The following is a 20,998-nucleotide window of genomic DNA, read 5'->3' on the forward strand; positions in this document are numbered from 1 at the left end:
GTTTCCTCATATTGAATGGGTATGATTTCAGCTAGGATTATTCTTCAATACGTAATCCGTAAGATTTAAATTTTTCAAGCACAACCGCCATTTGCTCTTTGCTGAGTAGCGGAATATCTAAGCCTGTCGATAACAGTTGCAAATACCACGTTGCCAACACTTCTACTTCGTGAGCAAGCCATAACGCTTTATCAAGGTTAGACTCACACGCAATTAAACCGTGGTGTGAAAGTAAAATCGCTTTGCTTTCTTTAATCCCTTCACGCACATAATCAGCCAATTGATGTGTACCGAAAGTAGCATAAGGCACGCAAGGGATATGATCTGTACCACCAACTGCAATCATATAGTGAATCGGCGGAATCGGTTTTTCGAGAATAGAAAGCCCTGCACAGTTTTTCGCGTGGTTATGTACTACTGCATTCGCCTCTGGGCGTGCTTCATACGCCGCTAGGTGAAATTGCCATTCACTTGAAGGTAATTTTCCCTCTTCGTGTTTACCGTTTTTATCTACGTAAACGATGTCTTCAGGTTTAGTGAGTTCGTAAGGTTTACCTGTTGGGGTAATAAGCATACCGTCTTTATAACGCACACTCACATTTCCTGCAGTACCTTGGTTTAAACCAAGACGTGTCATTTCCATACAGGTATCAATAATTTTTTGAGAAAGTTCTAGTCTGTTCATTTGATTCACCTTTTTATTGTAAGATTAGTAAAATTTCTAAGATTTTTAACCGCTTGTAGGGTTATTCCACAGGCGTAACGCCTTTCTTAATAATCACATTGCCATATTTGGCAGTTTCGCCTGTGATTACTACGGCATAAGTTTTTTTAGCACGCTCATAAAAAGCAAAGCGTTCGACGCGTTCTACTTTTGGTGCAGTGCCGTTAATTTTTTTGATAGCTTCTAAATAACGAGCTTCTACGCTTGGATCGAGGCTATCTCCTTCTACCGCTTGCATCATGGCTAATGGTGCTTCAACGTATTGGTCGAATTCAAACAGCGGAGTAATACCAAGCAATAAAGTTGGGATGTCAACACCATCAGCACGAATTACTTTGTGATGTAATTGATGTGCTGGAAAGTGAGCATCAGAAAGGACCAATTCGTCGCCATGTCCCATTTCAGCCAAAATTTTTAATAATTCTGGGGAAATTGCGGGGTGGATGCCTTTTAACATAGGGTGTCTCCTTTTATTATTTATTTGTAATACTGGCTGTTTTCTGAGGGCTCAATCCTTGTAACAGTTGGTCGCATCGCTTGTTGAGCTTCGAGCGGTGAGCCAAATCTACCCGCACCGAAGAAAGTAAACATCGCTGCACCTAAAACCGTGGTTTCTGGGAAATCCACCACATCAACTGGACAATTCAGCACATCAGCACGGATTTGATTCCAAAGTGCATTTTTCGAACCACCACCTACGCAAATTAAACTTTCAGCATTGAAGTTGCCTACTTTTTGCAAGAGCTGTAAGCCATCTTTTAGGCGGTAAGCCATGTACTCTAAGCCTGCGCGATAGATTTCTCCGCGTTGAGTATGCATAGATAGCCCAACGATAGAGCCCATTTGTTCGGTTGTTCCATCAAAATTGCCAATCAATTTCACGCCATTTGCGCCGGCTGGAATTGCTTTTGCTTCTTCTATCATAGTGCGGTAATAGGCATCCGTACCTGCCACTTCAGTAAAGAAGCGTTTTCCGAGCCATTCCATAATGCCTGAAGCTACCCATTGCACACCAGGATTGAAGCAGCCCGCTTGACTATCAAATTCAATCGTTAAACCGCGTTGAGCAAATTGCCATTCTGGTTTTGCCTGTTGAGTACGAGCCATCAAAATTTCCCAAGTACCCGAGCTTAAAACAGGTTGGTTATAATCCGCACCTGATCCAAAAATCGCAAATTGAGTATCGTGTCCGCAAGAAATCACAGGAATATCAGCACACAAGCCTAACTCAACCGCAAGATCCGCTTTTAATCCGCCAATGACCTCACCTGCACTTTTCATTGGTGGGAAATGCTCTTTGCTCAAGCCCAATAAATTCAATACTTCGTCGTCCCAAGCATCTTGCTCAATACAAGTCATCATAGAAGTTCCTGCCATTGTGCGGTCTGTGCTTTGCACGCCTGTTAAACGGTAGGTCAAGATAGACGAAATAAACATAAAACTATTTGCTTTGGCATAAACCTCAGGTTGATACTGTTTAAGCCATAACAGTTTGAATAGGGTATTAAAGCTGTAATGTCCTACACCATTACGTTGATAAAGTTTTTCTACATCAATGTAATTTGCGAGGCTTGTCATAATTGGCAAGGTACGTGGACATTTCCACGAAATAATCGGATAAAGTTGGTTGCCCTGTTTGTCAAATAACGCACCATCCACGCCAAAGGTGGTCACGGAAATGCCCACAATTTGCTGACGTTGTTCTGGGCTTAATTCCGCTAAGGTTTGTTTCGCACAGGTGAGCAATTTGCCCCAAATTTCATCAATCGCCCAGATGTGATAATCTGGATTTTCTACCCCAGGTTGAGTGTTATTAGGTAGATGGTGAGCACTTAAAATCTTCCCTGTATCATCAATAGCAATGGTGCGAAGGTTGGTTGCACCACAGTCGAAGATAAATGCAATTGCCATGGTTATCTCCTGAATTCTGAAATGTGATGCTACTTATTACTCCGCTCTCTTCCCCCCTCTTTAGCAAAGAGGGGGAGAGATTTGGCAGAAAATTCAACCTCATCGTTTAAGTAGCATCTTTTCAAATTTCCTCCATTTGAGGAAATTTGCAATTCACACACAAATTTCAATCGCTTGCGTTATTTATAAAGCGGCCCAAAGTTCGCACAAGCACGGTAGTCTTGACCTTCTTTATCTTGACCAAACATATTCCATGCACTTGGACGGAAGACATCTTTTTCTTCCACGTTATGCATATTAACTGGAATACGAAGCATAGAAGCTAAGGTAATTAAGTCTGCCCCAACGTGTCCGTAAGTGGCTACACAGTGGTTTGCACCCCAGTTTGCCATCACAGAATACACATCTTTGAATGCACCTTTACCATTTAGGCGAGGCACGAACCAAGTGGTTGGCCAAGTTTCATTAGTACGTTTATTTAAGATGTCGTGTACATTTTCAGGTAACTCGATTGACCAACCTTCCGCAATTTGAAGAACAGGGCCTACACCTTTAACAAAGTTAATGCGGTGCATGGTAAATGGCATACCACCTTTGGTGAGGTATTGAGAAGATAAACCGCCCCCACGGAAGTATTCATACACCGCTGGACACCAACGAGTATTTTCTAAGCAGCGTTTGCCGTCTGCCTCAGTCACTTCCCAAGCTGGTTTCACTACAGGATTGCCATCTTTGTCTTGGTGCTGACCTGTTCCATCTAATGCGGCAGAACCAGAGTTGATTAAGTGAATGAAACCGTTTTCTGGACGCCAGCCTGTCACACGTTCTACGGAGTCTTCACTCCAGTAAGTACGTACGTCAGCAAAGATTTGAGCTTGACCAGTTAAAAGGTTACCGAACAACATATTTACGGCATTTAAGCTGTCATTTTCAGTGGCAAGAATGTATGGAGGACGTACGCCATTCCAGTCATAAGTTGAGTTCAACATCGCTTCCATAAAGTCGCCATTTGGACGATGGTCTGTCCAATGACGTTGACCTTGGAAACCTGCTGCAATCGCATTGTGGCCTAACGCTTCTTCACCAAAGTTAAGTTCAGCCAATTTTGGATTGCCGACCATTAAATCGCGTGCGATGATGGTCATTTTGACTAAAGTTTTACGTAACTCCGCTCTTTCTTCCGCAGTCATTTGATTTTCTGGTGCGTTTACATCAACGCCGTCAATGCAGTATTCGTTAGCCCATTTAAGTGCTAATTCATACTCTTCGTGGTCGTAAATGCCACGGTCGATACGGCGGGTAATTTCAGACATATCCACGTATTCGTTACGCATACCTAAGTATTCTTGGAAGAATGGTTGGTTCACAATAGAACCTGCGATACCCATCGAAACAGATCCGATAGAGAGGTAAGATTTACCGCGTAAAGTTGCCACAGCTAAACCAGCACGGGTAAAACGTAATAATTTTTCACGCACATCCGCTGGAATAGTTTGGTCGTCTGCTTCTTGCACTTCGTGGCTGTAAATAGAGAAAGCAGGTAAACCAAGCTGATTATGACCAGCAAGAGCCGCCGCTAAATAAACTGCCCCTGGGCGTTCTGTACCGTTGAAGCCCCAAATTGCTTTTGGTGTGTGTGGATCCATATCAATGGTTTCAGAACCATAGCACCAGCAAGGGGTAACTGTAATTACCGCCCCCACGTTTTCACGTTTAAATTTTTCGGCACAAGCGGCAGATTCTGCCACGCCACCGATGCAGCTGTCTGCGATTACACATTCCACAAAATCGCCATTGGTATGACGAACTTCTGAACTAATCAATTTCGCCACAGCTTTCGCCATATTCATTGTTTGATCTTCGAGTGATTCACGCACTCCTAAACGGCGACCGTCGATGGTTGGGCGGATACCAATTTTCACGGGAGTGGATTTCAAAGCAGTCATAGCATTTCTCCTGATTGGTTGAATAAAGAAAATTTCTGTTTTTTATTATTCACAGGGAAAGGCTTTTTTGAAGAAAAACGCGATTTTATGTTCAGTTCTGTGAGCAAGATCACAAAAATAACCGCTTGGAGGTAGCTTTAGAGGAAAATTAAATGCCCGTTTTAGACTTAAAATAGTTAAAACGGGCATATCTTATAGGAGAAATAAATATGCCCCTTACGGGGCATTTAGAACCGCTACTGCATCCTTGTGCTCACTCTAGCCTACAAAAGAGAAGCGGTGTTTTTTCTAGGCTATTTTACAAAATGACGGATTAGCAATCTTGTTTACCGTATTGTTCTTGACGAAGAAGAACGCGTACGCTTTCATCGAATTGTGCTAATACTTCATCTGCATTTTTCGGATCAGTACCACGCGCATCTAAGTAGAACTTGATTTTCGGTTCTGTGCCTGATGGACGAGCAATTAAACGGCTACCATTTTCTAATACGAATACCAAAATATCGCTTTGGCGGTCAGTTTTAGTATGATCTAAGAATGTCGCCACTTTGAAACCACCCACTTCTTCTGGCGGATTATGACGTAATGCACTCATCAATTTACCAATTTCAGATAAATCGCTAACACGGATAGAAATTTGACCGCTTACATAAGCACCAAACTCTTTAGTGAAGTCTGCTGCGTAGTCTGCAAGTGTTTTACCTTCTTTTTTGAGGCTACGTACTAAATCTAAGAATACAATTGCTGCTGAAATCCCATCTTTATCGCGTACTTTATCTGGATCTACTAAGTAACCTAATGCTTCTTCGAAACCAAATAATAAACTGTTTACTTTACCGATATATTTGAAGCCAGTTAAAGTTTCTTCTGAGTCAAAACCATATTTCTTCGCAATTTCCGCTAAGGCTGGTGAAGAAACCAATGAACATGCCAACACACCTTTTTTGCCTTGTGCATGATATTGTTTTGCTAAATACCAACCTAAGTAACAACCAATCACGTTACCGTGAAGAGGTTTCCAGTTACCTTCTGCATCTGGCAATGCCACCGCTAAGCGGTCTGCATCTGGGTCGTTTGCGATGATAAATTCGGCATTATGTTTTTTCGCTACTTCAATCGCTAAATCTAACGCACCTTTTTCCTCTGGATTAGGGAAGTTTACGGTTGGGAATGTGCCATCTGGCCATACTTGTTCAGCTACCACGTGCGGTTGCGGTAAGCCTGCTTTTGCTAGGGTTTTGCTTAATACTTCATAGCCCACGCCGTGCATTGCAGTGTAAACGTAGTTGATATCGCACGCTGGCTCTTTCGCAAGGCTTGCGGTTTTCGCAATGTAAGCATCTACAATTTCATCACTTAACACAGTGAAATTTTGGCTGCGTGGTAAATCTGCAATGTTACCTGCCGCTACTTTGTCGATAAGTGCAGCAATCTCTTTATCCGCAGGTGAAACGATTTGACCACCACCGTTTGCTTTACCTAAGTAAACTTTATAGCCGTTATCTTCAGGTGGATTGTGGCTTGCCGTTACCATTACGCCTGCAGTGGTATCGAAGTATTGGATTGCATAGGCTAACACTGGGGTTGGTAATTTGCGTGGTAATAAATACGCTTTAATGCCTGCACCCGCCATAATTTCTGCGGTATCGCGTGCGAACACATCCGAATTTTTACGACCATCGTAGCCAATTACAATAGACGGCTCTTTATCGTAACCTTTTAAGTATTCCGCTAAACCACCTGCCGCTTGTGCCACTAACACACGGTTCATGCCCATTGAACCTGCTTGCAAACGACCACGCAAGCCCGCTGTACCAAATTGTAAGCGACCATTAAAACGGTTTGCTAATTCTGCTTGTGCATCCGCTTTTCCTGCTTTTGCCTCCGCAATTAGTTGCTCTAGCTCCGCACGAGTTTCTTGATCTGGGTCTTGATTTAACCAGTTTTGAGCTGTAGTGAAAAGTGTCTCCATAACAAATCCTCTGTAATTTGATTGTGAATAAATACCTCAGATAGATTAGCTGAAAAGCGGTTGGATTGACACGATTTTTTGCAAAATTCTATTGGTTTTTTGATAAAGATAAAAGAATGGAAAAACGAAAACGATTGGGAAGAAAAAACAGCCCCAAAGGGGCTGTTATGGTTAACGGAAAAGTAAAATGTAAAAATTATAAGCCTATAATCTTCCAGTGATTGTGTGAAACACCTTCCACTTTGCTTTTTTCACGTTGGAGATGTAGTCGATCATCATATTTTGGATTGTACCTTTCTCTTGACCCATTGCCACTTTAGATTCCCAAAGAGTTGGGATTTGCTGACCTTCCCAAATCCCGCCTTTTTTAGCCATTTGACCGAAGCGATAAGAGTTCATACCAAGTTTGATTTTCATATCATCAGTTACAGGAGTACCATCGGCAAGTTTCAGATCGACGATTTCTCACCGCTTGGTTTGCGTAAGTCGATATTGTAGTTCATGCCCCAAAAATGTCGAACGTCACATATTTCGATTTTTTACGCTCTGCATTGTAACGGTATTCTGTATCACCTGGTTGAATGGCGTCGAAGTAGGTTGGTGGTGAATATCACAATAAAAAAATCCCCCTCTTTAGAAAAGAGGGGTTAGGGGAAATTTGATAACGATGTTCAATTCTCAGATGAACTCCGTTTTCATTTCTGCCAAATCTCTCCCTGCCCCTCTTTGCTAAAGAAGGGAATATTAAAAGACAGCATCTCAATCAGCGGTTCAAATTGAGCCACAGAACGCAAATCCAACCAAAATTTTTTATCGGCAAAACGCCCGATAATCGGGGTTGGTAATTGTTTAAACTGTTGCTCTAATACTAATAAATCGCTCTGTTTTTCACTTTCGATTGTAACAGCAACAGAGGGAAGTTTTTCCGTTGGCAAAGCCCCACTGCCAATCTGAGCAAGGCTTGGCTCAACTTGTAAAATATAGCGTGAATTTAACCGCTTGCCTAATACTTCTTTGAGCTTTTCTGCTCGGATCTTCAGCAAATCAACCGATTGCGTGAGTAAATTCAAAGTCGGTAAAGTTTCAGACAATTTTTCAGGTAAAAGATATTGGCGAAGGGTCGCCTCCAACGCAGATAAAATCACTTTATCACAACGCAACACTCGCTTGAGCGGATGGGCTTGTAGCTCATCAATCCATTCTTTTTTGCCGACAATAATGCCTGCTTGAGGTCCGCCCAATAATTTATCGCCCGAAAAAGACACCAAATCCACGCCTGCCGCGACTTTTTGTTGCACCATCGGTTCGGCAGGTAAACCAAGCGATGCCATATCGATCAGTGAGCCACTGCCTAAATCGCTTATTACTGGCAAGTCAAACTCTTTACCAAGTGCGACTAATTCTTCCTCTGGCACGGAACTGGTAAAGCCCTCAATGTGGTAATTGCTCGTGTGCACCTTCATCAAAAAGGCGGTATTTTCATTGATCGCATTGCGATAATCTTTAAGGTGTGTGCGGTTAGTCGTGCCGACTTCCACTAGCTTACACCCCGCCTGCAACATAATATCGGGAATGCGAAATGCCCCGCCAATTTCGACCAACTCGCCCCTTGAGACAATCACCTCTTTATCCTTAGCGAAAGTTGCCAACATCAGCAACACCGCCGCCGCATTGTTATTTACCACGCAAGCCGCTTCTGCTCCTGTGATTTTGGCAACCAGCTCAGAAATATAGAGATCACGATGTGATCTTCTCCCCTCATCAATATCAAACTCCAATGCCACATTATTTTGCATCACACAGGTTGTCGCTTGAATTGCCGCTTCTGACCATAATCCCCGCCCCAAATTCGTATGCAACACCGTGCCCGTTAAGTTAAACACAGGGCGAAGTTGCACCGATTGCAATTGGGAAAGGGAATGGAAAAGCTGTGCAAAAAGCGTGGTTTCATTGGTCAAAAAATCGGGCAAGGAATGATGATGTTGGATATGAGAGCGAGCCTGTTCAATCAATAAACGCAGCTGCTCGACCACGGCTTGATGTCCAAATTGTTGAATAAAATCGACCGCTTGTGGCTGTTTGAGTAGCTTATCGACCGAGGGAATTTGACGAAATAAATATTGCATAGCCAAGAATTGAGAAATCTAAACGTTGGATAATTCTAATAAATAAAGTAGAATATAGCTACTTTTAAAACGGAAGGTCGTCATCTCCGGTGAGGTGGCAGGACTTCAAATCCTGTTGAGGACGCCAGCGTTCTCGGGTGGGTTCGACTCCCATGACCTTCCGCCAATACTTTTCAAGTCTCATTTCTAACCAAACTCACTCGTAGGGACAGGGTTTATCCCTGTCCTTTATTTATAAGAAAAGAGAAGGAATAACTCCCCTTCCCTACGAATATCATTCAAAGGAAAATTTATGACCCAATCCATTTGCATTATCACAGGCAGCACCTTAGGTGGTGCAGAATATGTTGCCGACCATCTTGAAAGTTGCTTAACCGCCAAAGGCTTTAATGTTGAGCTTTTTAATCATGCAACGCTGGTAGACATTCAATCGCAACCCATTTTAATCGTGGTGACCTCAACCCACGGTGCAGGCGAACTGCCTGATAATATCAAACCTTTGTTTGAAGAGCTCGAAAATCAACCGCTTGATTTTAGCCAAATGAAGTTTGGTGTAGTTGGGCTTGGAAGCTCTGATTACGACACCTTCTGCCACGCAGTGGATATTGTTGAAAATACTTTAAAGGCAAAAGGTGCAACACAGGTGTGCAACTCGGAGCGTATTGATACCGTGACTAATTTTGAACACGACGAAACGGCAGAAAATTGGTTAGAAGGTTTTTTAGTTAAGTTATAAGAGGTCAGATTTTTATTCTTTTTGCAAAACAAAGCCCTCAGGACTTTCTAGCTCTGAGGGTTTTGTTATATTAAATTTTGATTATAAATTATGCTAAATAAATTGTGTATACTTATAAAAACAAATATATACGGAGTAATACTATGATAACAAAAGTTTTTCAAAGTGGTTACAGCCAAGCAGTAAGAATTCCTGTTGATTTCCGTTTAGATGTAGATACAGTTGAAATTCTACACGGAGAAAATGGCGATATTATTTTGCGACCTTTTAAACCTAAAGCAGATATGGAATTTTTGGCTTTGTTTGAAGGATTTGATGAAGATTTTATTGAAACGTTAGAAAATCGAGATGTTGCACCGCCACAGGAGCGTGATTCATTATGATTTATATGCTTGATACCAATATTTTGATTTATTTCATGAAAAATAGACCGCTTTCAGTTGCAGAAAAAGTGGCTCAACTCATACCTCAAGATCAGCTCGTGATGAGTTTTGTGACTTATGCCGAGTTACTTAAAGGTGCGAATGGTAGTGCGAACCCTGAAAAAGCACTAGAGAAAATCAACAAAATCACGCAACGTATTCCTATTGTTTATCCAAGATATCGAAATGTGCGAATATCTTAAAACAGCAAGGTACACTGATTGACAGTAATGACTTATGGATTGCCTGTCATGCTTTGGCAATAAATGCGGTGTTGGTAAACCATAATATAAAAGAGGTTCAGAGGATTGGCAAAATAAGTTAGGATGACTAGACTAGATTATATTAAACACTGTCTAAATATTATTTAAATGATATAATAAATAAAAGTTTATATTATGGAGATATAGTATGTCTGATTATAAAATTACATCTATAAAAATTTTAGGATTCTGGGAAGAATACACTTGTAATAATAAATTCAATGATGATATTAATATTATTATAGGTAGAAACGGATCTGGAAAAACTACTTTTATGAACATTCTACATGCTGCTTTATCTATTGACATGCTTGAATTAAGTGAAAGTGAATTTCAAGAAATAAATATAACATTAGAAAACACCCATAGAACTGCATTTATACAAATTATAAAGAATGACTTAGATGAAGAAAAAATACCAACAATCACATATAAAATAGATAGTATAGAATATACACTTCCAATCCTTAGTGAGGGAAGAAGTCTATTTATTCGAAAAAGGATACAAGAGCGTTATATCGACTTACAAGAACATATGAATCAATATGTAAAATTATATTCTCTATCAGTCTATAGAAATAAAAACAATTATAAATACGAAAGAGACAAAAATGAATTATACAAAAAAGGAATTTCATCATCCATAGATTACTATTTAGATGAATTACTATCTCAATTTAGTAAATATCAACTTGAACTTACTCAACAGTCTCAAACCATATCAGAGCAACTACAAAAAGACGTTCTATTATCTCTTCTAGACACCAATAAAAGGGCAATTAAACGTATTGCTAATAAGGAAAGTGAAAGACAAAAATTAAAAAGAACTTATAAGCGTTTTGGATTCAATGACAAGGATACAGAACATAAAATAGACAATTACATTAATACCGTTTTTGATGAAATTGAAACAATAGAATTGTTTAAGAAAAAAAGCGGAATTAATGATGATTTTGAAATTCCATCCCAAGCAATTATAACAAAACAAATATTTGATAAAATCATAGAATTATCTAGTGAAGCAGAGGCAAAAAATGAGAAAATATTTTCTAACAATAACTTATTTTTAGACACTCTATCTAAATTTACAGATAAACGTTTCAAGCTAAACAAAGGAGAATTAAACTTTGTTAAAAATGATAAAATACCAATATCACTATTTAAGCTATCCTCTGGAGAAAAACAATTATTAATATTACTAATCGAAACATTATTACAAAGAAAAGAGCGTTGTATCTTTCTTGCTGATGAGCCAGAAATATCTTTACATATCGAATGGCAAAGAGAAATTATTTCTTCTGTTTTAGCTTTAAATCCCAATGCTCAGATAATTGTTGCAACACATTCACCTGAAATCGCAGGTAAACATAAAAGTAAAATTATTAAGATGAATGACATTCGTGAATTGACAGGCTTTATACATGAAAGATGATTTAGAATACTCTCTTGATGCAGAAAATAGCTTATCCGAATTTACTGAAACAGATTATATCGTTTATGTTGAGGATAAAAATGATGAGTTCTTTTGGGGAAAAATATTCTCTATATTCTCTAAAAGAAAAACTTTCAGCTTTAGATATGAGGAAAATATCACGGGATGTAGTATTCTAGATGAAAAAATCGAGCAAATAAAATCAGGTAAGTTAAATAATTCTATTATAGTTGCTCGAGATTCTGATTATTTAGAATATCACAATAAAAAAACATTTCATAAGAATATCCTATATACCTATGGGCATTCTATTGAAAATTGTTTATTCTCTAAAATTGCTTTAGATTTAATAATTGAAAACTACTCTAGAGGGAAAATATCCAAGAAGGAAATTAACATCTGGTCACAAAACATACACGATCAATTACAGGAATTAATTAAGTTAGATATTATTCTTCAATTTGAGCAAAGAGGTATTCAGGTACTAGGTAATTCATGTGATAGATTTCTTACTAGTTTTATACTACTAGATAAAACCCTAGAAATAGATAATGAACGTATAGACTATTATTCCGACTTATGCTCACTCTTATAAGGCATTAGGACAAAGCTCTCAGGACTTTAAGCTCTGAGGGCTTTTCTATCTCTTAACGGTGGGCTTTTAGCCCACCTTCTGGATTACTCTTCCGCTTCCATTTCTGCGTTTAACAACGCAGCTAAACTTTGCGTTGCATCATCAGCCACGAATTCAAATTCGGCTTCGATGTCAGCATCAGTAGCAAAGCTGTTAGTTGGATTTGCAAAAGTTTCTGCAAAATCAACCGCTTGTCCTGCAGCTGCCGCAGCACGTTTTTCTGCACGTGCTTTGTGGTAAGCAAAACCTGTACCCGCTGGGATTAAACGACCCACGATGACGTTCTCTTTCAAGCCACGTAATTCGTCTTGTTTACCCGCCACCGCTGCTTCAGTTAATACGCGTGTAGTTTCTTGGAACGATGCTGCTGAGATAAATGACTCAGTCGCAAGTGATGCTTTGGTGATACCAAGCAATTCACGTTCAAATTCTACCAACGGTTTGCCTTCGGCTGCACGTTTGCGGTTCGCAATTTTCACGCGTGCCACTTCCACTTGTTCCCCTTCAAGGAATTCTGAGTCGTAAGCGTTGGTGATGATGGCTTTACGCAACATTTGGCGAACGATAACTTCGATATGTTTATCGTTAATTTTTACCCCTTGTAAGCGGTAAACTTCTTGTACTTCGTTCACAATGTAGTTAGTTACTGCGTGTACACCGCGTAAACGTAAGATATCGTGTGGCGTTTCTGCACCATCAGAGATTACGTCACCACGTTGTACCATTTCGCCTTCAAATACGTTGAGCTGACGCCATTTTGGAATCATTTCTTCGTATGCTTCGCCCTCTGCAGGAGTGATTACTAAGCGACGTTTACCTTTGGTTTCTTTACCGAATGAAACGATACCTGAGATTTCCGCAAGGATTGCTGGTTCTTTCGGTTTACGTGCTTCGAATAAGTCTGCAACACGTGGAAGACCACCGGTAATATCTTTCGTACCCACAGATTCTTGTGGAATACGTGCTAACGCTTCACCCACGCCAATTTCTGCACCGTCGTCAAGCGTTACGATTGCTTTACCTGGTAAGAAGTATTGTGCTGGAACATCTGTGCCAGGGATTAAGATATCATTACCGTTTGCATCCACTAAGCGTAATGCTGGACGTAAATCTTTACCTGCAGTTGCACGTTCACCCACATCTTGTACCACGATAGATGATAAACCTGTTAATTCATCAGTTTGACGAGTAACGGTTAAACCATCGACGATGTCGCTGAATTGGATGCGACCTGATACCTCTGAGATAACAGGCATAGTATGCGGATCCCAGTTTGCAACTACTTCGCCTACTGCCACTTCATCGCCGTCGTGTTTAGAAAGCACTGCACCGTAAGGGACTTTATAGTTCTCTTTGGTACGACCGAAGGTGTCGATCACGGTTAATTCAGTGTTACGTGAAGTTAATACCAACTTGCCATCTTTGTTAGTAACGAATTTCGCATTTGCTAACTTAATAGTACCGTTATTTTTCACTTGTACGCTAGACTCTTTGGCTGCCGCAGATGCCGCACCACCGATGTGGAACGTACGCATCGTTAACTGTGTACCTGGTTCACCGATTGATTGCGCTGCGATAACACCCACCGCTTCACCTTGGTTGATCAAGTGACCACGTGCCAAGTCACGGCCGTAACATTTCGCACACACACCGAAGTCGGTATCACAAGTTACTACTGAACGTACTTTGATGCTATCTACAGAGTTTTCGTCGATTACATCACACCATTTTTCGTCGATTAAGGTGTTACGTGGAATTAATACTTCTTCTGAACCTGGTTTTAATACGTCTTCAGCCGCTACACGACCTAATACTAATTCGCGTAATGGTACTTTTTCATCACCACCTTCAATGTGAGGCGTCATTACGATACCTTCTGAAGTACCACAATCGTCTTCGATGATTACTAAGTCTTGTGCTACGTCTACTAAACGACGCGTTAAGTAACCAGAGTTCGCCGTTTTCAACGCCGTATCGGCAAGACCTTTACGTGCACCGTGGGTTGAAATAAAGTACTGAAGAACGTTCAAGCCTTCACGGAAGTTTGCCGTAATTGGGGTTTCGATGATCGAGCCATCTGGACGAGCCATCAAACCACGCATACCTGCTAACTGACGAATCTGTGCTGCAGAACCACGTGCACCAGAGTCCGCCATCATAAAGATGCTGTTGAATGAAGCTTGTTTTTCTGGGTTACCTTCACGGTTAATCACTTCTTCCGTTGAAAGGTTATCCATCATCGCTTTTGCCACGCGTTCGTTCGCCGCTGCCCAAATATCGATTACTTTGTTATAACGTTCGCCTGCGGTTACTAAACCTGAGTTAAATTGCTCTTGGATCTCAGCAACTTCAGCTTCTGCTGCACGGATGATCTCTTCTTTTTGTGCTGGGATCACCATATCGTTGATACCCACTGATGCACCAGAACGTGCCGCATATGCGAAACCTGTATACATTACTTGGTCAGCAAGTAATACAGATTCTTTCAAGCCTAAACGACGGTAACATTCGTTAATAAGCTTAGAAATCGCTTTTTTACCTAACGTTTGGTTGAACAATTTGTATGGCATACCTTTCGGTGCGATCATCCATAAAATTGCACGACCAACTGTGGTATCGATCAATGAAGTTTTTGGCTCAAATTCGCCCACTTCATTTTTCACATATTCAGTAATACGTACTTTAACACGTGAGTGTAACTCTGCTTGACCTGTGCGATACGCTTTTTCCGCTTCGCGAGGGTCTAAGAAGTACATTCCTTCACCTTTACCGTTTACTTTCTCACGCGTCATATAGTACAAACCTAATACAACGTCTTGAGATGGAACGATAATTGGGTCACCACTTGCTGGTGAAAGTACGTTGTTGGTTGACATCATTAACGCACGTGCTTCTAACTGTGCTTCTAACGTTAATGGAACGTGAACCGCCATTTGGTCACCATCGAAGTCCGCGTTGAACGCCGCACAAACAAGTGGGTGTAGCTGGATTGCTTTACCTTCGATAAGAATTGGCTCAAACGCTTGAATACCTAAACGGTGAAGAGTTGGCGCACGGTTTAGAAGAATCGGGTGTTCGCGGATAACTTCTGCAAGAATATCCCATACGATCGGTTCTTCACGCTCAACCATTTTCTTCGCAGCTTTAATTGTTGATGCAATACCACGAGATTCTAATTTTGAATAAATAAATGGACGGAATAATTCCAATGCCATTTTTTTCGGTAAACCACATTGGTGAAGACGTAAGTATGGACCTACGGTAATTACCGAACGACCTGAATAGTCAACACGTTTACCTAACAAGTTTTGACGGAAACGACCTTGTTTACCTTTGATCATATCTGCCAAAGATTTTAATGGACGTTTGTTTGAACCTGTAATTGCACGACCACGACGACCGTTGTCTAATAACGCATCCACAGATTCTTGCAACATACGTTTTTCGTTACGTACGATGATATCTGGTGCTACGAGGTCTAATAAGCGTTTTAAACGGTTATTACGGTTGATCACACGACGGTATAAATCGTTCAGATCTGATGTCGCAAAACGACCACCATCAAGTGGTACTAATGGACGTAAATCTGGTGGAAGCACTGGTAACACAGTCATTACCATCCACTCTGGTTTGTTGCCAGATTGTTGGAATGCTTCTAATAGTTTTAAGCGTTTCGTGATTTTTTTGCGTTTGGTTTCAGAGTTAGTTTCTTGTAACTCTTCACGCATCATCTCACATTGGTGCTCTAAATCCATATCGCGTAATAACGCTTGGATACCTTCTGCACCCATTTTCGCATCGAACTCATCACCCCAACGCTCTTCCGCGTCTATGAACTGTTCTTCAGTTAATAACTGACCTTTTTCTAAATCAGTCATACCTGGTTCTGTTACCACATAGCTTTCGAAATAAAGCACACGTTCAATATCACGCAATGGCATATCTAAAATCAAACCGATACGGGACGGTAATGATTTTAAGAACCAGATGTGTGCCACAGGGCAAGCTAATTCGATATGACCCATACGATCACGACGAACTTTAGTTTGGGTTACTTCAACGCCACATTTTTCACAAATTACACCGCGGTGTTTTAAGCGTTTGTATTTGCCACATAAACATTCGTAATCTTTTACCGGCCCGAAAATACGTGCACAGAAAAGACCATCACGCTCAGGTTTGAAGGTACGGTAGTTGATGGTTTCTGGTTTTTTGACTTCACCAAAAGACCAAGAACGAATCTTATCTGGTGAGGCTAAACCGATTTTAATTACATCAAAATCATCATTTGATTTAGATTGTGCTTTTAAAAACTTAACTAAGTCTTTCACTTTTTGCCCCTAGTTTGAGGTTGTTTTGCTTGGCAGGCTTCGCCCACCTTATAAAATTTTTTCGATTGCAAGCGGTTCGATTTGTAAAATTTTTTGCAAATTTGACCGCTTGTTCCAGTCCCCCTCTTTAGTAAAGAGGAGTTAGGGGAAATTTGGCAGAAGTAAAAACGGAGTACACTGGGAAATTTCACATTGCTATCAAATCTCCCCCAGCCCCTCTTTGCTAAAGAAGGGAGATTTTCTTTCTCCGTTAACCTCTAATTACGCCTCATCCAACTCCATATCAATCGCTAATGCACGGATTTCTTTGGTGATTACGTTGAACGACTCTGGAATACCTGGTTCCATGTAGTGCGTACCATCTACGATGTTTTTATACATCTTCGTACGACCGTTCACGTCATCCGATTTCACTGTAAGCATTTCTTGTAGAGTGTAAGCCGCACCATATGCTTCTAATGCCCAAACCTCCATCTCACCGAAACGCTGACCACCGAATTGTGCTTTACCACCAAGCGGTTGTTGAGTAACAAGACTATAAGAACCTGTTGAACGAGCGTGCATTTTATCATCAACTAAGTGGTTCAATTTGAGCATATACATATAACCTACGGTTACAGGACGCTCGAATTTCTCCCCTGTGCGACCATCAAATAAGGTAATTTGACCTGATGTTGGTAAGCCGCCAAGCTCTAATAAGCCTTTGATTTCGCTTTCGTGTGCACCATCAAACACTGGTGTTGCAAGCGGTAAGCCTTTACGAAGGTTTTCAGCTAAACGCATAATCTCTTCATCAGAGAAGGTGCTTAAATCCACTTTTTGTGAACCGTGACCTAAATCATACGCTTTTTGGATATATTCACGTAATTTCGCTACTGATTGTTGCTGTTTAATCATCGCATTGATTTGGTCACCAATACCTTTCGCCGCTAAACCTAAGTGGGTTTCTAAGATCTGACCGATGTTCATACGTGATGGAACGCCCAGAGGGTTCAACACGATTTCCACAGGCTGACCGTTTTCGTCGTATGGCATATCTTCAACTGGGTTGATTTTTGAGATAACCCCTTTGTTACCGTGACGACCCGCCATTTTATCCCCTGGTTGGATTTGGCGTTTCACAGCAAGATATACTTTCACCACTTTTAACACGCCAGGAGCTAAATCATCGCCTTGAATAATCTTGTTACGTTTCACTTCAAGTTTACGTTCGAACTCTTTGCGTAATTCATCATATTGTTCTGCAAGTTGTTCTAATTGGTTTTGTTTCGCTTCATCTTCAAGCGTTTGTTCTAACCATTTTTCACGGTTTACGCCATCTAATGTTGCTTCAGCAATGCCACCTTCCACTAAAAGGCTACGTACACGTGCGAATAAGCCCGCTTCTAAGATCTCTAACTCTTCGGTTAAGTCTTTTTTCGCTTCACGAAGCTGCATTTCTTCGATTTCTAATGCACGTTTATCTTTTTGTACACCATCACGCGTGAAGACTTGAACATCAATAACCGTACCTGAAGTGCCGTTTGGTACGCGTAATGAAGAGTCTTTTACATCAGACGCTTTCTCACCAAAGATTGCACGTAAAAGTTTTTCTTCTGGCGTTAATTGGGTTTCGCCTTTAGGGGTTACTTTACCCACTAAGATGTCGCCACCTTTAACTTCCGCACCCACATAAACGATACCTGATTCATCTAGTTTGCTTAATGCAGATTCACCCACGTTTGGAATATCCGCAGTGATCTCTTCCGCACCTAACTTGGTATCACGTGCTACACAAGATAATTCTTGAATGTGGATTGTTGTGAAGCGGTCTTCTTGAACCACACGCTCAGACACTAGCATTGAGTCTTCGAAGTTATAACCATTCCAAGGCATAAATGCCACGCGAATGTTTTGACCTAATGCTAATTCACCTAAATCTGTTGAAGGACCATCCGCTAAGATCTCACCACGTGCCACTGGTTCGCCTAAGTTCACGCAAGGAATTTGGTTGATACAGGTGTTTTGGTTTGAACGGGTGTATTTAATTAAGTTGTAAATATCAATACCCGCTTCGCCTGAAATTGTTTCATCTTCATTGACTTTCACCACGATACGTGATGCATCAACGTATTGCACTATACCACCGCGTTTTGCAACAACCGCCACACCAGAATCAAGTGCGATTGGTTTTTCCATACCCGTACCAACTAATGGTTTGTCCGCACGTAATGTTGGAACTGCCTGACGTTGCATGTTCGCACCCATCAACGCACGGTTCGCATCGTCGTGCTCCAGGAACGGAATAAGTGCAGCAGCCACAGACACCACTTGTTGGGTTGAAATGTCCATATAGTGAACATCTTCTGGTTTATATAAACCAGATTCGCCTTGCTCACGGCAGGTTACATAAGTATCGGTAAAGCGGAACTCTTCGTCTAAGTTTGAGTTCGCCTGTGCAATAACGTATTTACCTTCTTCAATCGCAGATAAGTACTCAATATCTTCGGTTACTTGACCATTCACCACTTTACGGAATGGGGTTTCTAAGAAGCCATAGTTATTAGTACGTGCATACACAGAAAGTGAGTTGATCAAACCGATGTTTGGACCCTCTGGGGTTTCGATTGGACATAAACGACCATAGTGGGTCGGGTGTACGTCTCGAACCTCAAAGCCTGCACGCTCACGAGTTAAACCGCCTGGGCCAAGTGCAGAGATACGACGTTTGTGTGTTACCTCTGAAAGCGGGTTATTTTGGTCCATAAATTGCGAAAGTTGTGATGAACCAAAGAACTCTTTTACTGCTGCAGAAATTGGTTTCGCATTGATTAAATCTTGTGGAGTAACACCGTCTAAATCGCCTAAAGATAAACGCTCACGCACTGCACGTTCTACACGTACTAAACCAATACGGAATTGGTTTTCTGCCATTTCGCCCACGCTGCGAATACGACGGTTACCTAAGTGGTCAATATCGTCTACTTCACCACGACCATTACGGATTTCGATGAGTTTCCTCATCACACCAATGATGTCGTCGTTGCTTAATACGCCTGAATCTTCGCCTTTTGCAATGCCTAACGAGCGGTTGAATTTCATACGACCTACTGCTGATAAGTCATAACGCTCTGTTGAGAAGAACATATTATCGAATAAGCCTTCTGCAGCCTCTTTTGTTGGTGGCTCGCCTGGACGCATCATACGATAGATTTCCACTAACGCTGATAAACGGTCGTAAGTTGGATCTACACGTAACGTTTCAGAAATATAAGGACCATGGTCTAAATCGTTCGTGAATAATACTTCGATCTCTTTGTAACCTGCCTGTGAAAGATTCGCTAACATTTCTAAAGAGATTTCCATATTCGCAGGACAGATGATCTCGCCTGTTTCTAAATTCACATAGTCTTTCGCAGATACTTTGCCTACGATGTATTCCACTGGCACATCAATTTTGGTCACGCCTGCTTTCGCTAAATCACGCGTGTGTTTTGCCGTGATACGACGACCTTTTTCTACGTAAACTTTGCCATCTGCTTCAATGTCGAATAACGCTGTTTCACCACGTAAACGCTCAGCCACAAGTTCCATTTGTAACTTGTTATCGCTTGAAACGGTGAACTTCACTTTTTCGAAGAACATCGAAAGGATTTCTTCAGTTGTGTAGCCTAATGCACGAAGAATGATCGTTGCTGGTAATTTACGACGACGGTCGATACGTGCATATAAGTTATCTTTCGGATCGAACTCGAAATCTAACCAAGAACCACGGTAAGGAATAATACGTGCGTTATAAAGCACTTTACCTGAAGAGTGGGTTTTACCTTTGTCAGAATCGAAGAATACGCCTGGGCTACGGTGTAATTGTGAAACGATAACACGCTCAGTACCGTTGATGACGAAAGTACCGTTGTCTGTCATTAATGGGATTTCGCCCATATACACGTTCTGTTCTTTAATATCTTTTACCGTGCCTGCTGCAGCTTCGCGGTCAAAAGTCACTAAACGTAATTTCACACGTAATGGAGCAGCATAGGTTGTGCCACGAATTTGACATTCACGTACGTCAAAAACAGGTTCACCAAGTTCGTAAGAAACGTATTGTAATTCTGTTGCACCGTTGTTGCTCACAATCGGGAATACAGAACGGAATGCCGCTTCTAAACCTTGTTGTCCTTCTGAATCTTGTTGAATAAATTTCTCGTAAGAATCAAGTTGGAGAGTTAATAGATAAGGTACGTTCAGAACTTGTGGACGTTTACCAAAGCTCTTACGAATACGCTTTTTCTCGGAATATGAGTATGCCATTTGTAGATAGCCTCTGATTTTTATGTATTTGGTTGAGATTTCACAATCCACACGAGAAAACTCGGCTGGAAGTGGCATTAAAATAGAGTACGATGTGTCATTTTCCTTTTTCCTCTCTTGAGTCAAAAATCACTACTGCAAGCGGTTAAAAAGGGGAAGGAATTTGCAAACAAGCCCATAAAATGACAAACAGACTTACTTTTTTATAAAG

At 41.1% G+C, this 20,998-nt stretch carries 13 protein-coding genes, 1 tRNA gene and 1 pseudogene; 6 read left to right on the forward strand and 9 right to left on the reverse strand.

The features are described from left to right. Positions 1–37 precede the first annotated feature (37 nt). The 7 genes and pseudogenes from fucA to selA all read right to left on the reverse strand — a co-directional run bounded on the left by fucA (position 38) and on the right by selA (position 8,679). Entirely contained in the window at positions 38–685 is a 648-nt protein-coding gene (fucA, locus tag B0185_RS04105; RefSeq protein ID WP_005706398.1) for an L-fuculose-phosphate aldolase, read from the reverse strand. Positions 686–746: 61 nt separating this feature from the next. Then, positions 747–1,181, reverse strand: a complete 435-nt coding sequence (fucU, locus tag B0185_RS04110) for an L-fucose mutarotase (RefSeq protein WP_005706417.1) — start codon at positions 1,179–1,181, stop codon at positions 747–749. 20 nt (positions 1,182–1,201) lie between these two features. Beyond that, positions 1,202–2,635, reverse strand: coding sequence for an L-fuculokinase (gene fucK / locus B0185_RS04115; protein ID WP_005706403.1), 1,434 nt, complete (start codon positions 2,633–2,635; stop codon positions 1,202–1,204). Positions 2,636–2,814: 179 nt separating this feature from the next. After that, complete coding sequence (gene fucI, locus B0185_RS04120; protein ID WP_005706432.1) at positions 2,815–4,581, reverse strand: L-fucose isomerase; 1,767 nt, start codon at positions 4,579–4,581, stop codon at positions 2,815–2,817. 313 nt (positions 4,582–4,894) lie between these two features. Beyond that, positions 4,895–6,553 carry a phospho-sugar mutase gene (locus tag B0185_RS04125; RefSeq protein WP_005706435.1) on the reverse strand — a complete coding sequence of 553 codons (1,659 nt, stop codon included), beginning with the start codon at positions 6,551–6,553 and terminating at the stop codon, positions 4,895–4,897. 196 nt (positions 6,554–6,749) lie between these two features. Further along, a pseudogene (locus B0185_RS04130) lies at positions 6,750–7,148 on the reverse strand (bifunctional metallophosphatase/5'-nucleotidase); the annotation flags it as partial. Positions 7,149–7,248: 100 nt separating this feature from the next. Then, on the reverse strand, positions 7,249–8,679 hold the full coding sequence (gene selA / locus B0185_RS04135) for an L-seryl-tRNA(Sec) selenium transferase (RefSeq protein WP_005706438.1): 1,431 nt from the start codon (positions 8,677–8,679) through the stop codon (positions 7,249–7,251). Between the two features lie 71 nt (positions 8,680–8,750). Here selA and B0185_RS04140 point away from each other — a divergent pair. The 6 genes from B0185_RS04140 (at position 8,751) to B0185_RS04165 (ending at position 12,127) form a co-directional block, all read left to right on the forward strand. After that, a tRNA-Sec gene (locus B0185_RS04140) sits at positions 8,751–8,845 on the forward strand. Between the two features lie 126 nt (positions 8,846–8,971). Further along, positions 8,972–9,415: an FMN-binding protein MioC gene (gene mioC / locus B0185_RS04145; protein ID WP_005706440.1), complete on the forward strand. Its 444-nt coding sequence runs from the start codon at positions 8,972–8,974 to the stop codon at positions 9,413–9,415. A 143-nt stretch (positions 9,416–9,558) separates the two neighbouring features. Continuing rightward, positions 9,559–9,798 carry an antitoxin gene (locus B0185_RS04150; protein ID WP_005706391.1) on the forward strand — a complete coding sequence of 80 codons (240 nt, stop codon included), beginning with the start codon at positions 9,559–9,561 and terminating at the stop codon, positions 9,796–9,798. After that, positions 9,795–10,040, forward strand: coding sequence for a PIN domain-containing protein (locus B0185_RS04155; RefSeq protein ID WP_005706408.1), 246 nt, complete (start codon positions 9,795–9,797; stop codon positions 10,038–10,040). Before B0185_RS04150 ends, B0185_RS04155 begins: the two co-directional genes overlap by 4 nt. A 208-nt stretch (positions 10,041–10,248) precedes the next feature. Continuing rightward, positions 10,249–11,532 carry an AAA family ATPase gene (locus B0185_RS04160; protein ID WP_005706414.1) on the forward strand — a complete coding sequence of 428 codons (1,284 nt, stop codon included), beginning with the start codon at positions 10,249–10,251 and terminating at the stop codon, positions 11,530–11,532. Next, positions 11,522–12,127 carry a DUF4435 domain-containing protein gene (locus B0185_RS04165; protein ID WP_005706387.1) on the forward strand — a complete coding sequence of 202 codons (606 nt, stop codon included), beginning with the start codon at positions 11,522–11,524 and terminating at the stop codon, positions 12,125–12,127. Before B0185_RS04160 ends, B0185_RS04165 begins: the two co-directional genes overlap by 11 nt. A gap of 83 nt (positions 12,128–12,210) precedes the next feature. Here the strand turns inward: B0185_RS04165 and rpoC are convergent, their stop codons facing one another. Both rpoC and rpoB read right to left on the reverse strand, forming a co-directional pair. Next, the gene (gene rpoC / locus B0185_RS04170; RefSeq protein ID WP_005706428.1) at positions 12,211–16,497 is read right to left on the reverse strand and encodes a DNA-directed RNA polymerase subunit beta'; all 4,287 of its coding nucleotides are present in this window, start codon (positions 16,495–16,497) and stop codon (positions 12,211–12,213) included. A 261-nt stretch (positions 16,498–16,758) separates the two neighbouring features. Next, positions 16,759–20,787, reverse strand: a complete 4,029-nt coding sequence (gene rpoB, locus B0185_RS04175; protein WP_005706424.1) for a DNA-directed RNA polymerase subunit beta — start codon at positions 20,785–20,787, stop codon at positions 16,759–16,761. Positions 20,788–20,998 lie beyond the last annotated feature (211 nt).

The sequence above is a fragment of the Haemophilus parahaemolyticus genome, assembly GCF_002015035.1.
GTDB classification, from domain to species: Bacteria; Pseudomonadota; Gammaproteobacteria; order Enterobacterales; family Pasteurellaceae; genus Haemophilus_A; species Haemophilus_A parahaemolyticus.